General features: G+C 68.1%; 17 protein-coding genes. 9 read left to right on the forward strand and 8 right to left on the reverse strand.

Annotated features, from left to right (window positions below; genetic code table 11):
* The first annotated feature begins 15 nt into the window (after positions 1 to 15).
* Entirely contained in the window at positions 16 to 1041 is a 1026-nt protein-coding gene (locus tag ACWW1C_RS04430) for a GNAT family N-acetyltransferase (RefSeq protein WP_455982319.1), read from the forward strand.
* The gene (locus tag ACWW1C_RS04435) at positions 1041 to 1877 is read left to right on the forward strand and encodes a shikimate 5-dehydrogenase (RefSeq protein WP_455982320.1); all 837 of its coding nucleotides are present in this window, start codon (positions 1041 to 1043) and stop codon (positions 1875 to 1877) included. Before ACWW1C_RS04430 ends, ACWW1C_RS04435 begins: the two co-directional genes overlap by 1 nt.
* A gap of 1 nt (position 1878) precedes the next feature.
* Here the strand turns inward: ACWW1C_RS04435 and ACWW1C_RS04440 are convergent, their stop codons facing one another.
* Positions 1879 to 2574: an LpqN/LpqT family lipoprotein gene (locus ACWW1C_RS04440; RefSeq protein WP_455982321.1), complete on the reverse strand. Its 696-nt coding sequence runs from the start codon at positions 2572 to 2574 to the stop codon at positions 1879 to 1881.
* Positions 2575 to 2722: 148 nt separating this feature from the next.
* Here ACWW1C_RS04440 and ACWW1C_RS04445 point away from each other — a divergent pair, with 148 nt between their 5' ends.
* Together ACWW1C_RS04445 and ACWW1C_RS04450 are read left to right on the forward strand one after the other, a co-directional pair.
* On the forward strand, positions 2723 to 3397 hold the full coding sequence (locus ACWW1C_RS04445; RefSeq protein WP_455982322.1) for a DUF5642 family protein: 675 nt from the start codon (positions 2723 to 2725) through the stop codon (positions 3395 to 3397).
* Between the two features lie 10 nt (positions 3398 to 3407).
* Positions 3408 to 4067, forward strand: a complete 660-nt coding sequence (locus ACWW1C_RS04450; RefSeq protein WP_455982323.1) for a DUF5642 family protein — start codon at positions 3408 to 3410, stop codon at positions 4065 to 4067.
* Positions 4068 to 4090: 23 nt separating this feature from the next.
* On the opposite strand, the gene ACWW1C_RS04455 is transcribed toward ACWW1C_RS04450, so the two are convergent.
* Entirely contained in the window at positions 4091 to 4702 is a 612-nt protein-coding gene (locus ACWW1C_RS04455) for an alpha-ketoglutarate-dependent dioxygenase AlkB (RefSeq protein WP_455982324.1), read from the reverse strand.
* A gap of 95 nt (positions 4703 to 4797) precedes the next feature.
* Complete coding sequence (locus tag ACWW1C_RS04460) at positions 4798 to 6336, reverse strand: dolichyl-phosphate-mannose--protein mannosyltransferase (protein ID WP_455982325.1); 1539 nt, start codon at positions 6334 to 6336, stop codon at positions 4798 to 4800.
* A gap of 23 nt (positions 6337 to 6359) precedes the next feature.
* On the opposite strand from ACWW1C_RS04460, the gene rsmI reads away from it, so the two are divergent.
* The gene (gene rsmI, locus ACWW1C_RS04465; protein WP_455982326.1) at positions 6360 to 7238 is read left to right on the forward strand and encodes a 16S rRNA (cytidine(1402)-2'-O)-methyltransferase; all 879 of its coding nucleotides are present in this window, start codon (positions 6360 to 6362) and stop codon (positions 7236 to 7238) included.
* A gap of 5 nt (positions 7239 to 7243) precedes the next feature.
* Here rsmI and ACWW1C_RS04470 read toward each other — a convergent pair whose 3' ends face one another.
* From ACWW1C_RS04470 to metG, 5 genes are all read right to left on the reverse strand, one after another.
* Positions 7244 to 8464, reverse strand: a complete 1221-nt coding sequence (locus ACWW1C_RS04470) for an aminodeoxychorismate synthase component I (protein ID WP_455982327.1) — start codon at positions 8462 to 8464, stop codon at positions 7244 to 7246.
* Between the two features lie 98 nt (positions 8465 to 8562).
* Positions 8563 to 9474 (reverse strand): RNA polymerase sigma-70 factor, encoded by a 912-nt coding sequence (locus ACWW1C_RS04475; protein ID WP_455982328.1) that lies wholly within the window; start codon positions 9472 to 9474, stop codon positions 8563 to 8565.
* A complete protein-coding gene (locus ACWW1C_RS04480) occupies positions 9471 to 10640 on the reverse strand; it encodes an NAD(P)/FAD-dependent oxidoreductase (RefSeq protein ID WP_455982329.1) in 1170 nt (389 codons plus the stop codon). Before ACWW1C_RS04480 ends, ACWW1C_RS04475 begins: the two co-directional genes overlap by 4 nt.
* Positions 10641 to 10753: 113 nt before the next feature.
* On the reverse strand, positions 10754 to 12109 hold the full coding sequence (gene gdhA / locus ACWW1C_RS04485) for an NADP-specific glutamate dehydrogenase (protein WP_455982330.1): 1356 nt from the start codon (positions 12107 to 12109) through the stop codon (positions 10754 to 10756).
* A gap of 9 nt (positions 12110 to 12118) precedes the next feature.
* Entirely contained in the window at positions 12119 to 13708 is a 1590-nt protein-coding gene (metG, locus tag ACWW1C_RS04490) for a methionine--tRNA ligase (protein WP_455982331.1), read from the reverse strand.
* A 25-nt stretch (positions 13709 to 13733) separates the two neighbouring features.
* On the opposite strand from metG, the gene ACWW1C_RS04495 reads away from it, so the two are divergent.
* The 4 genes from ACWW1C_RS04495 (at position 13734) to ACWW1C_RS04510 (ending at position 17788) form a co-directional block, all read left to right on the forward strand.
* Positions 13734 to 14561, forward strand: coding sequence for a TatD family hydrolase (locus tag ACWW1C_RS04495; protein WP_455982332.1), 828 nt, complete (start codon positions 13734 to 13736; stop codon positions 14559 to 14561).
* 134 nt (positions 14562 to 14695) lie between these two features.
* Complete coding sequence (locus tag ACWW1C_RS04500) at positions 14696 to 15823, forward strand: transglycosylase family protein (protein ID WP_455982333.1); 1128 nt, start codon at positions 14696 to 14698, stop codon at positions 15821 to 15823.
* Complete coding sequence (gene rsmA / locus ACWW1C_RS04505) at positions 15820 to 16752, forward strand: 16S rRNA (adenine(1518)-N(6)/adenine(1519)-N(6))-dimethyltransferase RsmA (RefSeq protein ID WP_455982334.1); 933 nt, start codon at positions 15820 to 15822, stop codon at positions 16750 to 16752. The genes ACWW1C_RS04500 and rsmA overlap by 4 nt, the downstream gene beginning before the upstream one ends.
* Positions 16753 to 16819: 67 nt before the next feature.
* Positions 16820 to 17788: a 4-(cytidine 5'-diphospho)-2-C-methyl-D-erythritol kinase gene (locus tag ACWW1C_RS04510; protein WP_455982335.1), complete on the forward strand. Its 969-nt coding sequence runs from the start codon at positions 16820 to 16822 to the stop codon at positions 17786 to 17788.
* The last annotated feature ends 246 nt before the right edge of the window (positions 17789 to 18034 follow it).

The following is an 18034-nucleotide window of genomic DNA, read 5'->3' on the forward strand; positions in this document are numbered from 1 at the left end:
AGGGCACTACGTGGCATGCTGTCCGCCGGTAACGTTTCCCAGGTGCCGGACTCGACCACGGATGACCTGGCCTCGCTGGGGTTCTTCGCCAAATGCCGTCAGGAGGACCTTGATCGGCTCGCGCCTCTGCTGCGCCCACTGACGGCCGAGCCCGGCGAAGTACTGATGACGCAGGGTGAACCGGCTCAGTGGTTCATGCTGATCAGCTCCGGCGGTGTCGAGGTGACGCACGCCGCGCCCGACGGCGAGCTCATCGTCCACCACATCGGACCGGGCTTGATCGTCGGTGAGATCGCGCTGCTGCGCGGCGGCACCCGCAACGCCACGGTGCTGGTCACCGAACCGCTGGCCGGGTGGATCGGCGGGCACGACGCCCTGACGGCCATGCTCGACGTGCCCTGTATGGCCGAGCGCCTGGTGCGCACGGCGAGGCAGCGGCTCGCGGAGTTCATCACGCCGCTTCCGGTGACGCTGAGCGACGGCAGTCAGATGTACCTGCGGCCCGTACTGCCGGGTGACAACCCGCGCGTGCGCCAGGGGCCCGTCCGTTTTTCGACCGAAACCATGTACCGCCGGTTCCAAACCGCATACGAGCCGAGCCCGGCCCTGATGGCCTACCTGTTCGAGGTCGACTACGTCGACCATTTCGTCTGGGTGCTGGCGGATGGTTCGGAAGGACCCGACGGACCGATGGTCGCAGATGCGAGATTCGTTCGGCTGCACGAGAACCCGACGGTCGCGGAGGTGGCCTTCATGGTGGGCGACGACTACCAGGGCAAGGGCATCGGGACCTTCCTGATGGATGCGCTGGTGCCGGCCGCCCGGGGTTCCGGCGTCGAGCGGTTCGCGGCGCGGGTGCTGTCCGACAACTTTCCGATGCGCAAGATCCTCGAACACTACGGTGCCACCTGGGAGCGCGACGACCGCAACATGATCGTCACCGAGTTCGACGTCCCGGCACCTGATCAATTGTCGTTGTCGCACAAGCAGTATCGCGACATCTACACGTTGGCCCAGCACGTGATCAAGGCCGTCGGCTGATGACGGACTCGCTGTACTCCGGGCGTCCGCTGCTCAACAAGGACACCGCCGTGTGCATCTCGCTGGCCGCCCGGCCCAGCAACATCGGCACGCGCTTTCACAACTACCTCTACAACGAACTCGGCCTGGATTTCATCTACAAAGCCTTCACCACGACGGACATCGTCGCGGCGATCGGTGGCGTCCGGGCCCTCGGCATCCGCGGCTGTTCGGTGTCCATGCCGTTCAAAGAGGACGTCATCGCACTCGTCGATGAACTGGAAGAGTCTGCGCGCGTGATCAATTCGGTGAACACGATCGTCAACGACGCGGGCCGGCTGACGGCCTGCAACACCGACTACCTCGCCATCGCCCGGCTCATCGATGAGCACGGCCTGGACCCGGCGGCATCGCTGCTCATCCGCGGCAGCGGTGGGATGGCCAGTGCGGTGGCAGCGGCATTCCGGGACAAGGGATTCGAGGCGGGCAGCATCGTGGCCCGCAATCGGGAGACCGGCGAGCGATTGGCCGACCGGCTGGGGTATCGCTACGCGGCGGACGCTTCGGGTGGCGCGGACATCGTCGTCAACGTCACCCCGATCGGGATGGCGGGTGGGGCCGAAGTCGACGACCTGGCTTTCGATCCCGACGTTATTACCAAGGCGCACAACGTGTTCGACGTGGTTGCGCTGCCGTCGGAGACCCCGCTGGTGCGCGCGGCGCGGGCGGAGGGGATTCCGGTGATCACCGGTGCCGAGGTGATCGCCCTGCAGGCCGCCGAGCAGTTCGAGCGCTATACCGGGGTGCGGCCGACCGCCGAGCAGGTCGCCGCGGCGTCGGCGTTCTCCCGCGCCTGACTCAGGGCACGGTGATCGTCAGTGATTTGTCGATCGCGGCGGTCGCGTCCATCAGCGGCGCGATGGTCTCCTTGGTGCCGCTGGCGTTGATCTGCAGCACGATCACGCCGTCCTTGGTCGGGATGGCGGCCGTCTTCTGGGCCATCAGCCGGTCCTTGCCGTCCTGGCTGTACATGCCGCCGACCTGACATGCCTTGAACCCGGCGAGCTTGGCCTCGCAGTTGGTGCCGGCGTCCTGCCAGTTGTGCAGGTTCTGCAGCTCGCCGGGCGCGTACTGCAGCACCTCGTCCGCATTGGCGCCGGGCAACTTCGAGATCAGCACAATGATGGTCGGCGGGTCGGCCTTCATCGCCGGGTCATCGAATTTGCTTGCGCTCCAAGCCCATTTCGGCGTCAGGGCGCCGGCGTCCACCCAGCCCTGGGGGAGCGGCATGGTGAGCGTCGGAGCCCCGGGATCGCCGGGATGCAGCTGCTGCTCGGTGATGTTCTTCTCGTGCAGGTAGTCCCGGATGGTCTTCTTGGGAGCCGCGGGCGGATTCGGAGCCGCGGGCGTTGTCGGTGCCGCCGCTGCGCTGGTACTCGATGCGCTACTGGAGGTCGACGACGAGGCCGGCTTCGAGTCCGAGTTGCACGCACTCGCGCCCATCGCGATCACGGTCGCGGCCAATGCCACGCCGGCAGTCCTCATCGGCACCATTTACGTCTCCTGTCGTCGGTTGCAGACTACGGGGCGGACGAGGCAGGTGGCGGGAGCTTTCGATGCGAAGCCGTCCCCGCAAAAGACGCATCGGCGTGGCGGCGCACATTGGCCGGGGTCGGCGGGTTTGCCGTGCTATCAACAGCAAATGCGCGCACTCGCGTGGTCGGCAGCAGTCCTGCTGTGTGCTGCGTGCGGGTCGGCCACCGAGCCCACGCGACCGACCACGGCGGTGGCCGCGAAACCCGCCGACCCGGCCGCGATCGGCCGGATGCGCCAGCACCTGCCCAAAAACCTGCAGGGCTACGAGTTCGGTGCGTTGCCGGCACCCGCCACGCCGAGGAATTTCTGGGGCATGTCGTCCGGGGCGACTGCGGACCCGCCGGACTGCGCGGCGCTGGTGGCCGCGCCGGAGGACGGTGCGCGCGGCTGGTCGGCATCGGGACCCGGCGGCATCGTGTACGCGACCGCGGCGCCGGCCGTCGCCCCGGTGCCCGAGCTCACCGGCGACTGCTCCACCTGGACATTGAGCACCGACCGGGCACGCGCGGCCGTCGACCGCATCGATGCTCCGCAGATCGCCGGTGCCCGCACGTTGGGCCTGACGGCACACATCACCACCAGCGTCGAGAACGGCGCGCAAACGCATTCGCAGGCAACAACTCTGATCGCGTACGTCGACACGCTGGCGGTTTCGGTCACCATGGTGACCGACCCAGGGGCCGTCGCCGCGCCGCTGCCCGCCGATCTTCCGGCGACCCTGCTGGACGCGGCCGTACGGTCGGTGCGGGGCATCCCGCCCGTCGACGGGTTGGCCCGGTAGATTCGCCACAATGCGCAGAACGGTGCTCGCGGTGGCCTCCGCTGGTCTGGTGGCGGCATGCACGTCCCACGCCCAGGTGGTGGTCGCCGACCCCGACATCACGAAAATCCTTGATCTGAAGGGCACTTTTGGGCCGGACTTCCAGGTCAAGACGGTCGCGCCGACGGGTATCGACCCGCGCGCCTTCGCCCCGCAGACGCTGCCGCCCGGCCTGAAGTTCGAGCCACCGGACTGCGCGAAGTTCGCCTCCGGCATGGCCGTCTCGCCGGGAGCCAAGGGCAACATGACCGCTGTCACCGCGGAAGGGCAGGGCAACCGGTTCGTCATCCTGGCGGTGGAGACGTCCGAACCGATCGCTCCGGCTGATCCAGGTGACGGCTGCAAGAAGGTGGCCTTCTCCGGCGCCGGGGTGCGGGGCCTGGTCGAAGAGATGCCGGCCCCGCCCATCGAGGGCGTGAAGACCCTGGGCACCCACCGCATTCTCGAGACGGTGGCCAATGGCAAGCCCGCGTCCGGCCAGCTGTACAACTATGTCGCCGGTTTCGGCAGGTTCCTGGTGATCGTCACCGCGAACTCGCTCGTCGTGCCGGACAAGCCGGTCGTGCCGGTGAATACCCAGAAGGCGACGGAGCTGCTGACGAAGTCAGTCACCGCGGTACGCGGGAATTAGGCACCGCCGGCTGGGACGAATGACTAGCGCACGTCGCGCGGCCGGAACTGGATGCTGATTCGCGGTCCGGTGGGGCGGGCGGTCTTGGGTACCGCGTGCTCCCAGGTGCGCTGGCAGGCCCCGCCCATCACCAGCAGATCGCCGTGACCCTGCGGCAGCCGAACGCTCGTCCGTCTGCCGTCGGCGCCCGCGTTGCGGGGGCGCAACGCGAAAACCCTTGTCGCCCCGAGGCTCAGCACCGCGACCATGGTGTCCTCGGTGCTGCTTCGTCCGATGGTGTCACCGTGCCAGGCCACGCTGTCGGCGCCGTCGCGATAGAGACACAGGCCCACCGTGGTGAAGGGCTCGCCGAGCTCGTGCGCGTAGGCGTCGTTGAGTCGCACCCGTAGCCGCGCCAGCCCGGGATGGGGTGCCCGTTCCCGAGCGAGGTCGTGGAAGCTGACGAGGCGGGGCACGTCGAGCACCCTGTCGTACATCTGGCGCTGTTCGGCGCGCCAGGGAATTGCCGTCAGCAGCTCGTCGAAGAGCGTGTCGGCGCCCGTCAGCCAGCCGGCACGGACGTCGACCCAGGCGCCGTCGTCGAGCCACCGCCGTTCGGCGTGGTCGAACAGCGAACCCTGAACCGCCAAGGACACTCCGCGATCCTATCGCACAGACGTTCGATGTGGCTTACCGCCACGTGACGATCAAGCGGCGAGGTACGAGCCGCGTTGAGGAGCGTGGCAATCAGCTAGCGCCACGAAGGCAGCACGATCTCCATGTTCCAGGTGGACGGCGAGATCGGGAGCCCCGTGAGGATCGGATACATCCAGGCGAAGTTGGTGATCACCAACGCCACGTAGAAGCACACGACCAGCAGCCCGAGCGTTCTTCGTTCCGGTTCCGCCGACCGCGGATACAGGACATCGCCGAGGATCAACGTGATCAGGATGATGAGGAACGGCGCTATGGGCGTCGCGTAGAAGAAGTACATCTGCCGGTCGATGTCGGCGAACCACGGCAGGTACCCCGCGGCGTAGCCGGTGAGCGCGGCGGCGTAGCGCCAGTCGCGTTTGACGAACGTCCGCCACACCGCCCAGGCCAGTACCGGGACCGCGATGAACCACATCGCCGGCGTACCCGCCAGCATCACGGCCTTGACGCACGACTGCGCGCCGCAGCCCGGCACGTTGTTGTTGTCGATGGCGTACAGCACCGGCCGCAGCGACATCGGCCACGTCCACGGCTTCGACTCCCACGGGTGGTGATTGCCCGCGGCGTTGGTCAGCCCGGAATGGAAGCGGTAGACGTCGTGCGTGTAGTACCAGAGCGAGCGCAGCGTCGCGAGCGGCCCTTCGCCGATGTTCCGGCCCTCCATGTGCCGGTCGATCGCCGTCTCCGACGCGAACCACGGCGCGTACGACGCCAGGTACACGCCGACCGGGATCAGCGTCAGCGCCCACATGCCCGGCAGGACGTCGCGGCGCAGCGTCCCCAGCCAGGGCCGCTGCACCCGGTACGCGCGCCGGGCCGCGATGTCGAAAGCGACGGTCATCAGGCCGAAGAACACCATGTAGTAGAGGCCCGACCACTTCACCGCCAGTGCGAGCCCCAGTAGGACGCCGGCGCCGAACCGCCACCACCGCACACCGAGCCGCGGGCCCCAGACCGTCTCGGTGATCCGGCCTTCGGTCATCGCGACGTGCATCCGGGCGCGCACCTGGTCGCGGTCCACGATGAGCGCGCCGAACGCCGCCACGATGAACACCGCCTGATAGACGTCGAGCAAGGCCGTGCGAGCGGAGACGAAGCTGACACCGTCGGCGACGATCAGCAGTCCGGCGATACCGCCCAACAGCGTCGAGCGCGTCATGCGCCGCGCGATCCGCGCCACCAGCAGCACCAGGATGACGCCGCACACCGCGCCGGCGAACCGCCAGCCGACGCCGTTGTAGCCGAAAATCCACTCGCCGATGGCCATCAGCTGTTTGGCGACCGGTGGGTGCACCACCAGGCCGTAGCCGGGGTTGTCCTCGACGCCGTTGTTGTGCAGCACCTGCCAGGCCTGCGGCGCGTAGTGCTTCTCGTCGAAGATCGGGGTGCCGGCATCGGTGGGCGAACCCAGGTTCAGGAACCGGGTGATGACGGCCAGCGCGGTGATCACCGCGGTCATGGTCCAGCCGCGCAGCCGATCGGTCGGGCCGAAATCGGCGGCAGGCGTCAGCGGCGCCGGACTGATCACGGGGACCTCGTGCTCGGCGTCGGAGGCGTCGAGGGCGGGGGCGGTCACGTCAGCGAGCTTAGGCTGTCCGGGTGACACCGGTATCTGGTCCGCCCGCGACATCAGCCTCGGGTCCGCTCGCGGACGTCGGTCGGCTGTTGCTCGCGGCCACTCCACTGGGCCAGCCCGGCGACGCGTCGGCCCGCCTCGTCGAGGCGCTCGGAACGGCGGACGTGATCGCCGCCGAGGACACTCGACGGGTGCGCGCCTTGGCGGCGTCTCTGGATGTGCGTCCCGTGGGGCGCGTCGTCAGCTTTTTCGACCAGAACGAGGCGTCGCGGGTCGCGGGACTGGTCGAATCGATCGCCGCGGGGGAGACCGTGCTGGTGGTCAGCGACGCCGGCATGCCGTTGATCAGTGATCCGGGGTACCGCTTGGTGGCGGCGTGCGCCGAGGCCGGGCTGCCGGTGTCGTGTCTGCCGGGCCCGTCGGCGGTGACGACGGCGCTGGCGGTGTCCGGGCTGGCGTCGGACCGGTTCTGCTTCGAAGGCTTCGCACCGCGCAAGGGCCGGGCGGCGTGGCTGGCCGGGTTCGCGAATGAGCGACGGACGTGTGTGTTCTTCGAGTCGCCGCGCCGGTTGGCCGAGACCTTGGCCGAGGCAGTGACCGCGCTGGGGCCGGATCGGCGCGTCGTGGTGTGTCGCGAGTTGACCAAGACCCACGAGGAGATCAAGCGCGGGACGCTCGGCGAGCTGGCCGAGTGGGCTGCCGACGGCGTGCTCGGTGAGATCACCGTGGTGCTCGCGGGTGCCACGCCCGTCGCGGACGTCGACACGTTGGTCGGTCTGGTGCAGGAGTTGGTCGACGACGGAGCGCGCGTCAAAGATGCTTGCGCCCAGGTGATCGCCGAGAATCCTGGCGCCCCGTCACGCCGCGACCTCTACGACGCGGTCCTCAAATCCCGCGGCTGACAGTTCTACCCCTGCTCGCGCCCTTGCTCGCGGGACAGGGCGAGGCTGACGATGGTGGCGGCCTTGTGGAGGCACTCCTCCCATTCGCGGTCGGGGTCGGAGTCGGCGGTGATGCCGCCACCCACACCCAGGATCGCGGCGCCGTCGGCGTCGAATTCCACCGTGCGGATCGCGACGTTCAGTTCGGTACCGGCCAGCGGTGAAGCCAAACCGACTGTGCCGCAATAGATTCCGCGGTCATGAGGTTCCCACTCGGCGAGGAGTTCGCGGGCGCGCCGCTTCGGGGTGCCGGTCACCGACGCCGGCGGGAACGTGGCGTCCAGGACCTCGGCCATCGGGGTCTCGATTGGAACCTGCGCGGCCACCGTCGACACCAGGTGCCAGACGCCCGGCGCGGGTTTGACCGTGAGGAGTTCCGGGACCCGGACCGACCCGGTGGCCGCGACACGACTCAGGTCGTTGCGGACGAGGTCGACGATCATGATGTTCTCTGCGACATCCTTGACCGACGACGCCAATTCTGATGGTGAATGGTCAAGGGGGAGTGTGCCTTTGATGGGGCTGGAGGTGACGATTTCGCCACGGCGGCTGAGGAACAACTCCGGGGACAGTGATGCGACCGCACCCCACTCGCCCGCGACGTAGGCGGCCCGGGCGGGCGCGGTCCGTGCCACCGCGTCGATGAAGAAGTCAACGGGCGCGCCGGCTATCCGTCCGGTGAACCGCGTACAGACGCACGCCTGGTACACCTCGCCGGCGGCGATCGCGTCCAAACAGGACAGCACGCCGGCGCGGTGACTGGCGCGGTCCGGAGCGCACCAGTCGATGGTGTAGCGCGCGGGTGCCGCCGGTTTCAGATCGGCCAGCCAGCCGGGAAGTGCTGCCCCGGAGAGGCTTTCGTACCACCAGTGTCCGTCGGCGTCCCGTCGTAGGACACAGTCGGACCAGCCGCCTGCGGCCGTCGGGATCCGGCTGTCACCGTCCGGGTAGGACAGGTAGCCGAACCAGCCGCCGCCGATCACCTCACCCGAGCCCGGTGGTGCGTCGAACACGTCGGCGGCAGTCACCGGTTCGATGGCCACGCTCGGTGCGATGACGGCCGTCGCGCCGAACCAGTCACCCAGCAGCGCCGCCGGTGGCGGCAGGCCGCAGCGGGCCGCGGCGTCGGCGACAGCCTTCAGCACCCCTGGGGCGTCGCCCAGATCGGCCAACCGCTCGACTCGCACGCCCCACAGCTTCGCCTATGACCGCCCGCGAGCGGGAGGTGCCCCCAGCTCGCACCGGGAGGTGGCCGAATTTCGCGGGACCACTCAAGGAACTCAGGTCAGCGCTGGATCGCCCGCTCGACCAGCACACCGCTGAGCTTGTCCGGGTTGCGCATGGCGTAGAAGTGGCTGATCTGGCCGTCCTCGATCTCGATGAGGATGACGCCCTCGAGCTTCTCTCCGAGGTAGAGCACCAGTGCCGGCGCGTTGTTGTACGTCGCGAGGTCGATGCGGGCTTCGGGGTACTCGCCGGCGCCGCGCATGAGGCCCATCACCAGGCGGGCGACCTTGTCCGGTCCGTACACCGGGCGACGGGCGGCACTGACCTTGCCGTCGCTGTCCGCGGTCCACGTGACATCGGGCGCCAGCAGCGTGATCAGGCCTTCCAGGTCACCGGTCGCGGCCGCCGTCAGGAACTGGGTGGTCACCTCGGCGGACTTGGTCGTGTCCGGTGCGAACCGCTTGCGCCGGGCCTGCACATGCTCGCGTGCCCGGTGTGCCACCTGCCGCACCGCCGCGGTGGATTTGCCGACGGCCCCGGCGATTTCGTCGTAGTCGAAGCCGAACACCTCGCGCAGCACGAACACGGCGCGTTCGTCCGGGCCCAACGTCTCCAGGACCACCAGCATCGCCATCGAAACCGACTCGGCGAGAACGACATCCGAAGACGCATCGCGTTCGTCGAGCAGCAGTGGCTCGGGCAGCCACGGACCGACGTATTCCTCCCGGCGCCGCGCGCCCGCCCGCAGCGCGTTCAGCGCCTGCCGCGTCACCAACTGCGCCAGATACGACTTGGTGTCCCGCACGGTGTCGAGGTCGACGTCGGCCCACCGCAGGTAGCTGTCCTGCAGCACGTCATCGGATTCTGTTGCCGAGCCCAGGATTTCGTAGGCGATGGTGAAGAGCAACGGCCGCAGGTGGGTGAACCGCTCGGCGTGTTCACCCCCTGCCGTCCCGGTGGAACCGGTCATGCGTCGACCGCCTCCGTCAGATGTTCGGCACGCTTACCGCCCGACATCACGAAGATCGCGCTCGGCTTACTCGCCGCGCGTCGGATGCCCCACAGCGTGCCTTTGCAGATCGCTTCCTTCAGCTTCGCGGCGACCCGCCCGCCGATGTAGTAATTCGTCGGGGAATCGTCCTTGTGAGAGATCTGGATGGTCGCCGTGTGCCGGCCCAGGCTGACGCAGGACCCGGCGAACACCGGGTCCAGTGCTGCCGGTTCGGTGCCGGCAATGCGGCTGAGCACGGTGCCCACGGCGGTCACGGTGAGGGGGCTCGAGGCCTGGCAGCTCATCCGCAGTGGCTGTCCCGACGGCGCGGCGGCGTCACCGGTGGCCACGATCCGCGGATCGTCGATGCTGGTCAGCGTTTCGTCGGTCAGCAAGCGACCCAGCTCGTCGGTGCGCAGCCCGCTGGCGGTCGCCAGCCCCGGGGTACCGAAGCCGGCGGTCCACACCGTCACGGCGCTGTTGATGAAGCGCCCGTCGGCCAGTGTGACGCGGTTGGCGGTGATGGAGCTGACGTCGCCCTCGATGACCGTCACGCCCAGCGTGGCCAGGGCCTTGGCCACCGAGCGGCGGCCCCGTTCGCTCAGCGACGGCCCCAGCTTGCTGCCGACCAGCACGACGTTGCGTCCGGCCTCGGCGAACTCGGAAGCGGCCTCGATGCCGGTCAGGCCGGCGCCGATGACCACCATCTGCGCGGACAGTGGCACGTCCTGCAGCCGGGCCACCAGCCGCTCGGCCTGCTCGAATTCAGCTAGGGGATAGGCGAATTCAGCGGCGCCGGGAACCGACGCCGGGACGGTTCCGGTGCTGCCGACGGCGTAGATCAGATAGTCGTAGTCCAAGGTATCGCCGGATGCCAGCTCGACGGTGCGCGCGCCTGCGTCGATGCGGGTGGCGGTGTCGACCACCAGGCGCACGTCGTCGCCGAGGAGCGTGTCGTAGCCGACGGTGGCGTCGTAGTTCCCGGCCGCGTGCTGGTGCAGGCGGATGCGTTCGACGAACTTGGGGCGCGGGTTCACCAGGGTGACGGCCACATCGTCGCGCATCCGGACGCGATTGGCCGCCAGAGCGCCGGCGTAGCCGCCGCCGATGACGACGACGCGGTTGGGCTTCTGGTTTCCGGTCATCACTGCATCTCCTTCGGGTTGGTTATGCCCTCAAGACACCGGCGGCGCCGAAAGTGTGACAAACCTACCCGCAGATGTGGTCCAGATCACTTGGCGTGGGGTCAACGCCCAGGTCAGACGACCCCCAGGGCCGACATCGCATCGGCGACCCGGATGAACCCGGCGATGTTGGCGCCGGCCGTGTAGCTGCCAGGCTGGCCGTATTCGTCGGCGGTGGCCAGGCACCGGTCGTGGATGCGGCCCATGATCTCGGCCAGGCGCTGCTCGGTCTCCTCGAACGTCCACGAGTCGCGCGACGCGTTCTGCTGCATCTCCAGCGCGCTGGTGGCGACGCCGCCGGCGTTGGCGGCCTTGCCGGGCGCGAACGCGACCTTCGCCTCGGCGAACAGCTTCACCGCATCCGGGGTGCACGGCATGTTGGCGCCCTCGGCGACGATCTGGCAGCCGGACCCGATCAGTGCCTTCGCGTCGTCGCCGCCCAACTCGTTCTGCGTCGCGCAGGGCAGCGCGATGTCGCACGGCAATTGCCAGATCGAATCGCCTTCGACGAATTGCGCACCACCACCGCGCATTTCGACGTACTCGGAGATCCGGCCGCGCCGCACCTCCTTGAGCTCCTTGAGGAGGCTCAGGTCGATGCCCTTCTCGTCGACGACGTAGCCACTGGAGTCCGAACAGCCGACGACGGTGCCGCCGAGCGCGTGCACCTTCTCGATGGCGTAGATCGCGACATTGCCGGACCCGGACACCACCACCTGCTTGCCGTCGAACGACTGCCCGGAACTGCGCAGGATTTCGTCGACGAAGAACACCGTGCCGTAGCCGGTGGCCTCGGTGCGGACCTGCGAGCCACCCCACGTCAGGCCCTTGCCGGTGAGGACACCGGACTCGTAGCGGTTGGTGATGCGCTTGTACTGGCCGAACAGGTAGCCGATCTCGCGGCCGCCGACGCCGATGTCGCCGGCGGGGACGTCGGTGTATTCACCGATGTGCCGGTACAGCTCGGTCATGAACGACTGACAGAACCGCATCACCTCGTTCTTCGAGCGGCCCTTGGGGTCGAAGTCCGATCCGCCCTTGCCGCCGCCGATGGGCAGGCCGGTCAGTGAGTTCTTGAAAATCTGCTCGAAGCCGAGGAATTTCACGATGCCCAGGTACACCGACGGGTGGAATCGCAGGCCGCCCTTGAACGGGCCCAGTGCGGAGTTGAACTCCACGCGGAAGCCGCGGTTGATCTGCTCGGCGCCGGCGTCGTCGATCCACGGCACCCGGAAGATGATCTGCCGCTCGGGCTCGAACAGCCGTCGGATGATGGCGGTGTCGGAGTACTCGGGGTGCTTGTCGACGACCGGGCCCAGGCTGGTCAGAACCTCGTAGACGGCCTGGTGGAATTCGATCTCGCCGGCGTTGCGGCGGGTGACTTCTTCGTAGACGTCGTGCAGCCGCTCGTGTAAGCCGTTCTGCGCCATATCTTTCCGCTACTCCTTGGTCTCCGCTTGATAGCGGGGAAAAACGCCTTCGGGGGTCGGCAGCACCGTTCCCGGTGCCAGCCGGGTGCCGACGGCACGGAAGTCCCGCGCCGAGGCGTCCTGCCCGAGAAGGTCGAGCAGCTTTGCCCCCGACTCCGGCATCACCGGCTGTACCAGCAGCGCGGCGATCCGGACCGCCTCCAGCGTCGTGTACAGCACCGTGCCGAAGCGGGTCTGGTCCGACTCAGCGGGAGACTTGCGCAGCACCCATGGTTCTTCGGCCGAGAAGTAGCGGTTGGCGGCGCCCAGCATCAGCCAGATCGCCTCGAGTGCCAGATGCATCGCCGGCACGTCGTAGTGCCCGCGCACGGTGTCCAGCAGATCGTCGGCCTGCTTCAGCAGTTCCAGATCGGCGGCGGTGAATTCGCCTGGCTCCGGGACGATTCCGCCTAGGTTCTTGTTCACCATCGACAGCGAGCGCTGGGCCAGGTTGCCCAGTTCGTTGGCCAGGTCGGCGTTGATGCGGCCGATGATGGCTTCCTCGCTGTAGCTGCCGTCCTGGCCGAAGGACACCTCACGCAGGAAGAAGTAGCGCACCTGGTCCAGGCCGAAGGCGTCGATCAGCGCGATCGGATCCACCACGTTGCCCACCGACTTGCTCATCTTCTCGCCCTTGACGTTGATGAAGCCGTGCGCGAAAACCCGTTCTGGAAGGGCGATTCCGGCCGACATCAGGAACGCCGGCCAGTACACACTGTGGAACCGGATGATGTCCTTGCCGATCATGTGCAGATTCGCGGGCCAGTACTTCTCGAAGGACTCCGAAGCCACCTCCGGAAAGCCCACGCCCGTCAGGTAATTCGTCAACGCGTCGACCCACACGTACATGACGTGCTCGGGATGGTCGGGAACCGGAACGCCCCAGTCGAACGTGGTCCGCGAGATCGACAGATCCTTGAGGCCGCCCGAGACGAAGCTGACGATCTCGTTGCGGCGCACGTCAGGTCCGATGAACTCGGGATGCGCCTCGTAGTGCGCCAGCAGCCGGTCGGTGTAGGCGGACAGCCTGAAGAAATAGGTCTGCTCTTCGGTCCACGTGACGGGTGTACCGGTCTCGATGGCGAACCGGCCAGCCCCGCTGTCCGAGTCGCGCACCTCGGTCTCGTCCTCGGCGAAGAAGCGCTCGTCGCGCACGGAGTACCAGCCGGCGTAGGTGCCGAGATAGATGTCCCCGGCGTCGTTCATCCGGCGCCAGATCTCCTTGGACGCCTCGTAGTGGTCGGCGTCGGAGGTCCGGATGAACCGGTCGAAGGAGATGTTGAGCTTCTCCTGCAGCGACTGGAACACGTCGGAGTTGCGACCCGCCAGCTCGGCCGCCGAGATGCCCTCGGCCGCGGCGGCCTCGGCCATCTTCTGGCCGTGCACGTCGGTACCGGTCAGGTAGCGGACGTCGAAGCCGTCGAGCCGCTTGAACCGGGCGATCGCGTCGGTGGCGATGTACTCATACGCGTGCCCGATGTGCGGTGCGCCATTCGGGTACGCGATGGCGGTCGTGATGTAGAAGGGCCCCCGGTCGCCGGGGGAATTCTGGCTGCTCATGTTGCCCCCACCTTAAGGTGTCGCTGTGAGCGCCAAACGTGAGAAGCCGCCCGCCCCGGAACCGCTGCCCGGGCTGGTCGACGCCCACACCCACCTGGACGCCTGCGGCGCGACCGACGCCGCGAGCATCCGGGTCATCCTGGACCGTGCCGAGGCTGTCGGCGTCGAGAAGGTGGTGACCATCGCCGACGATCTGGCGGCCGCCGAGTGGGCCGTCGGTGCGGCTCACGCCGATCCGCGCGTGTACGCCGCCGTCGCGCTGCACCCGACCCGCGCCAACGCCCTCGACGGCGAGGCCAAACGCACCCTGGAAACCCTGGCGGCAGACCCGCGCGTGGTCGCGGTGGGGGAGACCGGCATCGACATGTACTGGCCGGGCAAGCTCGACGGCTGCGCTGACGAAGCGACGCAGCGAGAGGCCTTCGCCTGGCACATCGACCTCGCCAAACGGGTCGGCAAGCCGCTGATGATCCACAATCGGGACGGCGACGCCGAGGTCCTCGACATGCTCAGGTCCGAGGGTGCGCCGGAGACCGTCATCTTCCACTGCTTCTCATCGGACGCGGCGATGGCTCGGACCTGTGCCGACCAGGGCTGGCTGATGAGCCTGTCGGGCACCGTCAGCTTCCGGAACGCGCACGCGCTGCGCGAGGCGGCGGCGATCATTCCGGTGGAGCTGCTGCTAGTCGAAACCGACGCGCCGTTCCTCACTCCGCATCCGTTCCGTGGGGCGCCGAACGAGTCGTATTGCCTGCCGTACACGGTTCGGGCGCTGGCCGAGATCAGAAATTCTCCAGCGGCCGAAATAGCCGCCATGACCTCGGAAAATGCTTCGAAAAGCTATGGACTGTAGCATTAGTCCAAGTTGCCGCCTCCCGGGGACGTTCGTTACCGTTCTGTGATCAACCCGGTCGAGGTGGCTTTTATGTGGTCACCGCGGCCGCTGCTCGGGGCCACCTCGGGCCCGATAGACACGGGATTGACGCCTTGAACGTTCTGAACAAGTTGCATGATGCGCGCTCGCCGCTGCTCCGCGGCGTGACCGGGGCCTTCCTCGCCACGCTGACCGTCGCCGGAGGGTTTGCCGTCGCGAACCACAAGACCGTCACCCTCACCATCGACGGCGCACCGATGACGGTGCAGACCATGAAGACCCGCATCGGCGACGTCCTGACCGAGAACGGCTTCGCCGTCGGCGAGCGCGACGACCTGTTCCCCGCGGCCGACCAGGAAGTGCACGAGTCCGACAACATCGTGCTGCGCCGCAGCCGCCCGGTCGAGATCTCGCTCGACGGCCAGAACACCCGTCAGGTGTGGACCACCGCGGCCACCGTGCAGGACGCCCTCAAGCAACTGTCCATGACCGACACCGCGCCCGTCGCGGCCGACCGCGCCACCCGCGTGCCGCTCGCCGGGATGTCGCTTCCCGTGGTCAGCGCCCGCAACGTCACCATCGTCGACGGCGGTGTGCCGCGCCAGGTGCACCTGGCCGCCGCGAACGTGGCGGGCCTGCTGGCCGCCGCCGGTGCGCCGCTGGAGCAGCGCGACACCGTCGTCCCCGCAGCGGCCACTCCGGTGACCGAGGGCATGCAGATCGACGTCACCCGCATCCGGCTGCAGCAGGTGACCATGGAGTCGCCGTTGGCGCCCGCCATGAACCAGGTTCCGGACCCCGCGCTCAACATGAGCCGCAAGGTGGTCGACGATCCGGGCCAGGCCGGCACCCAGAACGTCACGTTCGCCGTTGCCACGGTCAATGGTGTGGAGACCGGGCGGTTGCCGGTCTCCAATCAGGTGCTGACTCCGGCACGGGACGGCGTGCTGCGGATCGGCGCGAAGCCCGGTACCGAGGTGCCGCCGGTGGCGCAGGGAGCTGCCTGGGACGCACTGGCGCGTTGCGAGTCCACCGGCAACTGGGCCATCAATACCGGTAATGGTTTTTACGGTGGCGTCCAATTTGATCAGAACACCTGGGAGCGACAGGGTGGTCTGCGTTATGCTGCGAGAGCTGATCTTGCGACACGTGAAGAGCAGATCGCGATTGCTGAAGTGACGCGAGCCCGCCAAGGTTGGGGTGCCTGGCCTGTGTGTAGCGGGAGAATTGGGGCACGATGACGATCCGGCTACTCGGTCGAACCGAAATCCGGCATTTGGCAAAAGAGCTTGATTTCCGGCCGCGTAAGGCTTTCGGACAAAACTTCGTGCATGACGCCAACACGGTGCGCCGCATCGTGTCGGCTTCCGGCGTGAACCGGCAGTCCCACGTCTTGGAAGTGGGCCCGGGTCTGGGCTCGCTGACGCTGGCGCTGCTGGACCGGGGCGCGAAGGTGACGGCGGTCGAGATCGACCCGGTGCTGGCCCGCCAGCTGCCCACGACGGTCGCCGAGCATTCCCACAGCGAGATCGGCCGGTTGACCGTGCTGAACCGCGACGTGCTCGACCTGGTGCCGTCCGACCTGGACGAGCAGCCGACCGCGTTGGTCGCGAACCTGCCGTACAACGTCGCCGTGCCGGCCATCCTGCACCTGCTCTCGGAATTCCCGACCATCCGCACCGTCATGGTGATGGTCCAGGCCGAGGTCGCCGAGCGCCTCGCCGCCGACCCGGGCACCAAGGACTACGGGGTGCCCAGCGCCAAGGTGCGGTTCTTCGGCAACGTCCGGCGCTACGGCATGGTGTCGCCGACGGTCTTCTGGCCGATCCCACGCGTCTACTCGGGCCTGGTCCGGATCGACCGGCACGAGACCACGCCGTGGCCGACCGACGACAGCTTCCGCTCACAGGTGTTCAACCTGATCGACATCGCCTTCGCGCAGCGGCGCAAGACGTCGCGCAACGCGTTCGCCGAGTGGGCGGGTTCGGGCAATGCGTCGGCCGAGCGCCTGCTGGCCGCCAGCATCGATCCGGCACGCCGCGGCGAGACCCTGGCGATCGCCGACTTCGTGCGACTGCTGCAGCGTTCGGGCGAGCTGGACCGTGAGCAGCGGGCCGGCCAGCAGATCGAAGCGCCGGAGTCCGACCAGCAGGTCGACGCCGCCCACTAGGGGCCGCCGGGCGGGGCTTTTCCGCACTTGGTGTTGTGGCCCGCGCCGCGGGCGTTACTGTCGTGGCGTGTCTACGTCGGATGGAAACACTGCTTCTGAGTGGGTACCCACAGGCTCGGTGACCGTCCGCGTGCCGGGCAAGGTGAACCTGTATCTCGGTGTCGGCGACTGCCGCGATGACGGCTACCACGAGCTGACCACGGTGTTCCACGCCGTTTCCCTGTTCGACGAGGTGACGGTCCGCAACGCCGATCTGCTGTCGGTGGAGATGTTCGGCGACGGCGCCGAGGGTCTGCCGACGGACCACCGCAACCTCGCATGGCGGGCCGCGGAACTGATGGCCGAACATGTCGGTCGGGCGCCCGACGTCGCCATCTCGATCAACAAGTCCATCCCGGTGGCCGGTGGCATGGCCGGCGGCAGCGCCGACGCGGCCGCCGTGCTGGTCGCGATGAACAACCTCTGGGAGCTCGGCGTCCCCCGGCGGGACCTGCACGTGTTGGCAGCGCGACTGGGCAGCGATGTGCCGTTCGCGCTGCACGGCGGCACGGCGCTGGGCACCGGCCGTGGCGAGCAGCTGGCAACGGTGCTGGCGCGCAACACTTTTCATTGGGTACTGGCTTTCGCCGAGGGTGGATTGTCCACGCCGAAGGTTTTCGCCGAACTGGACAACCTGCGGGACGACGACCGGGCGGGGGGCCCGCCGGCGTTGGACGACCCCGAGCCGCTGCTGGGCGCGTTGGCGTCCGGCGACCCACGCGAACTGGCGCCGCTGCTGGGCAATGACCTGCAACCCGCGGCCGTCAGCCTCGACACCGGGCTGCGGCGCACCCTGCGGGCGGGCGTCGAAGCCGGCGCGCTGGCGGGCATCGTGTCCGGGTCCGGGCCGACATGCGCTTTCCTGTGCGCCTCCGCCGACGATGCGGTCGAGGTCGGCACCCAGCTCTCCGGCGCGGGGGTGTGCCGGACGGTCCGCGTAGCCAGCGGCCCGGTGCACGGCGCCAGGGTGGTGCCGGCGCCGAGCAAGCACGCCTGATCGGGTGTGCCGCCCAGTGTGACTCAGCACTCAATTCGGCCAACAGTTTGTTAGCTACTTAAGAGTCTCTTAAGATGATCGGTGGTGTATGCCAGCGGCCAGGCGTGGAACGCAATGGTTTCTCTCATCGGCGGTGTCGGTGAGGGAATGCGCAGCGCCGGGGTCATGGCATCGGAGCCATCGATTCGAGATATAACCGCGGCCGAATTGTGCGTGCGCGCCTCTACAAGTGCGCCTGTCACCGGA

The sequence above is a fragment of the Mycobacterium sp. HM-7 genome (assembly GCF_053852335.1).

Bases quoted from the DNA above. Each gene is read 5' to 3' on its own strand.
- ACWW1C_RS04450 (WP_455982323.1), top strand. From the start codon at position 3,408: ATGCGCAGAACGGTGCTCGCGGTGGCCTCCGCTGGTCTGGTGGCGGCA.
- metG (WP_455982331.1), bottom strand. From the start codon at position 13,708: ATGAGCAGCCAGAATTCCCCCGGCGACCGGGGGCCCTTCTACATCACG.
- ACWW1C_RS04440 (WP_455982321.1), bottom strand. From the start codon at position 2,574: ATGGTGCCGATGAGGACTGCCGGCGTGGCATTGGCCGCGACCGTGATC.
- ACWW1C_RS04480 (WP_455982329.1), bottom strand. From the start codon at position 10,640: ATGACCGGAAACCAGAAGCCCAACCGCGTCGTCGTCATCGGCGGCGGC.
- ACWW1C_RS04430 (WP_455982319.1), top strand. From the start codon at position 16: ATGCTGTCCGCCGGTAACGTTTCCCAGGTGCCGGACTCGACCACGGAT.
- gdhA (WP_455982330.1), bottom strand. From the start codon at position 12,109: ATGGCGCAGAACGGCTTACACGAGCGGCTGCACGACGTCTACGAAGAA.
- ACWW1C_RS04435 (WP_455982320.1), top strand. From the start codon at position 1,041: ATGACGGACTCGCTGTACTCCGGGCGTCCGCTGCTCAACAAGGACACC.
- ACWW1C_RS04445 (WP_455982322.1), top strand. From the start codon at position 2,723: ATGCGCGCACTCGCGTGGTCGGCAGCAGTCCTGCTGTGTGCTGCGTGC.
- ACWW1C_RS04475 (WP_455982328.1), bottom strand. From the start codon at position 9,474: ATGACCGGTTCCACCGGGACGGCAGGGGGTGAACACGCCGAGCGGTTC.
- rsmA (WP_455982334.1), top strand. From the start codon at position 15,820: ATGACGATCCGGCTACTCGGTCGAACCGAAATCCGGCATTTGGCAAAA.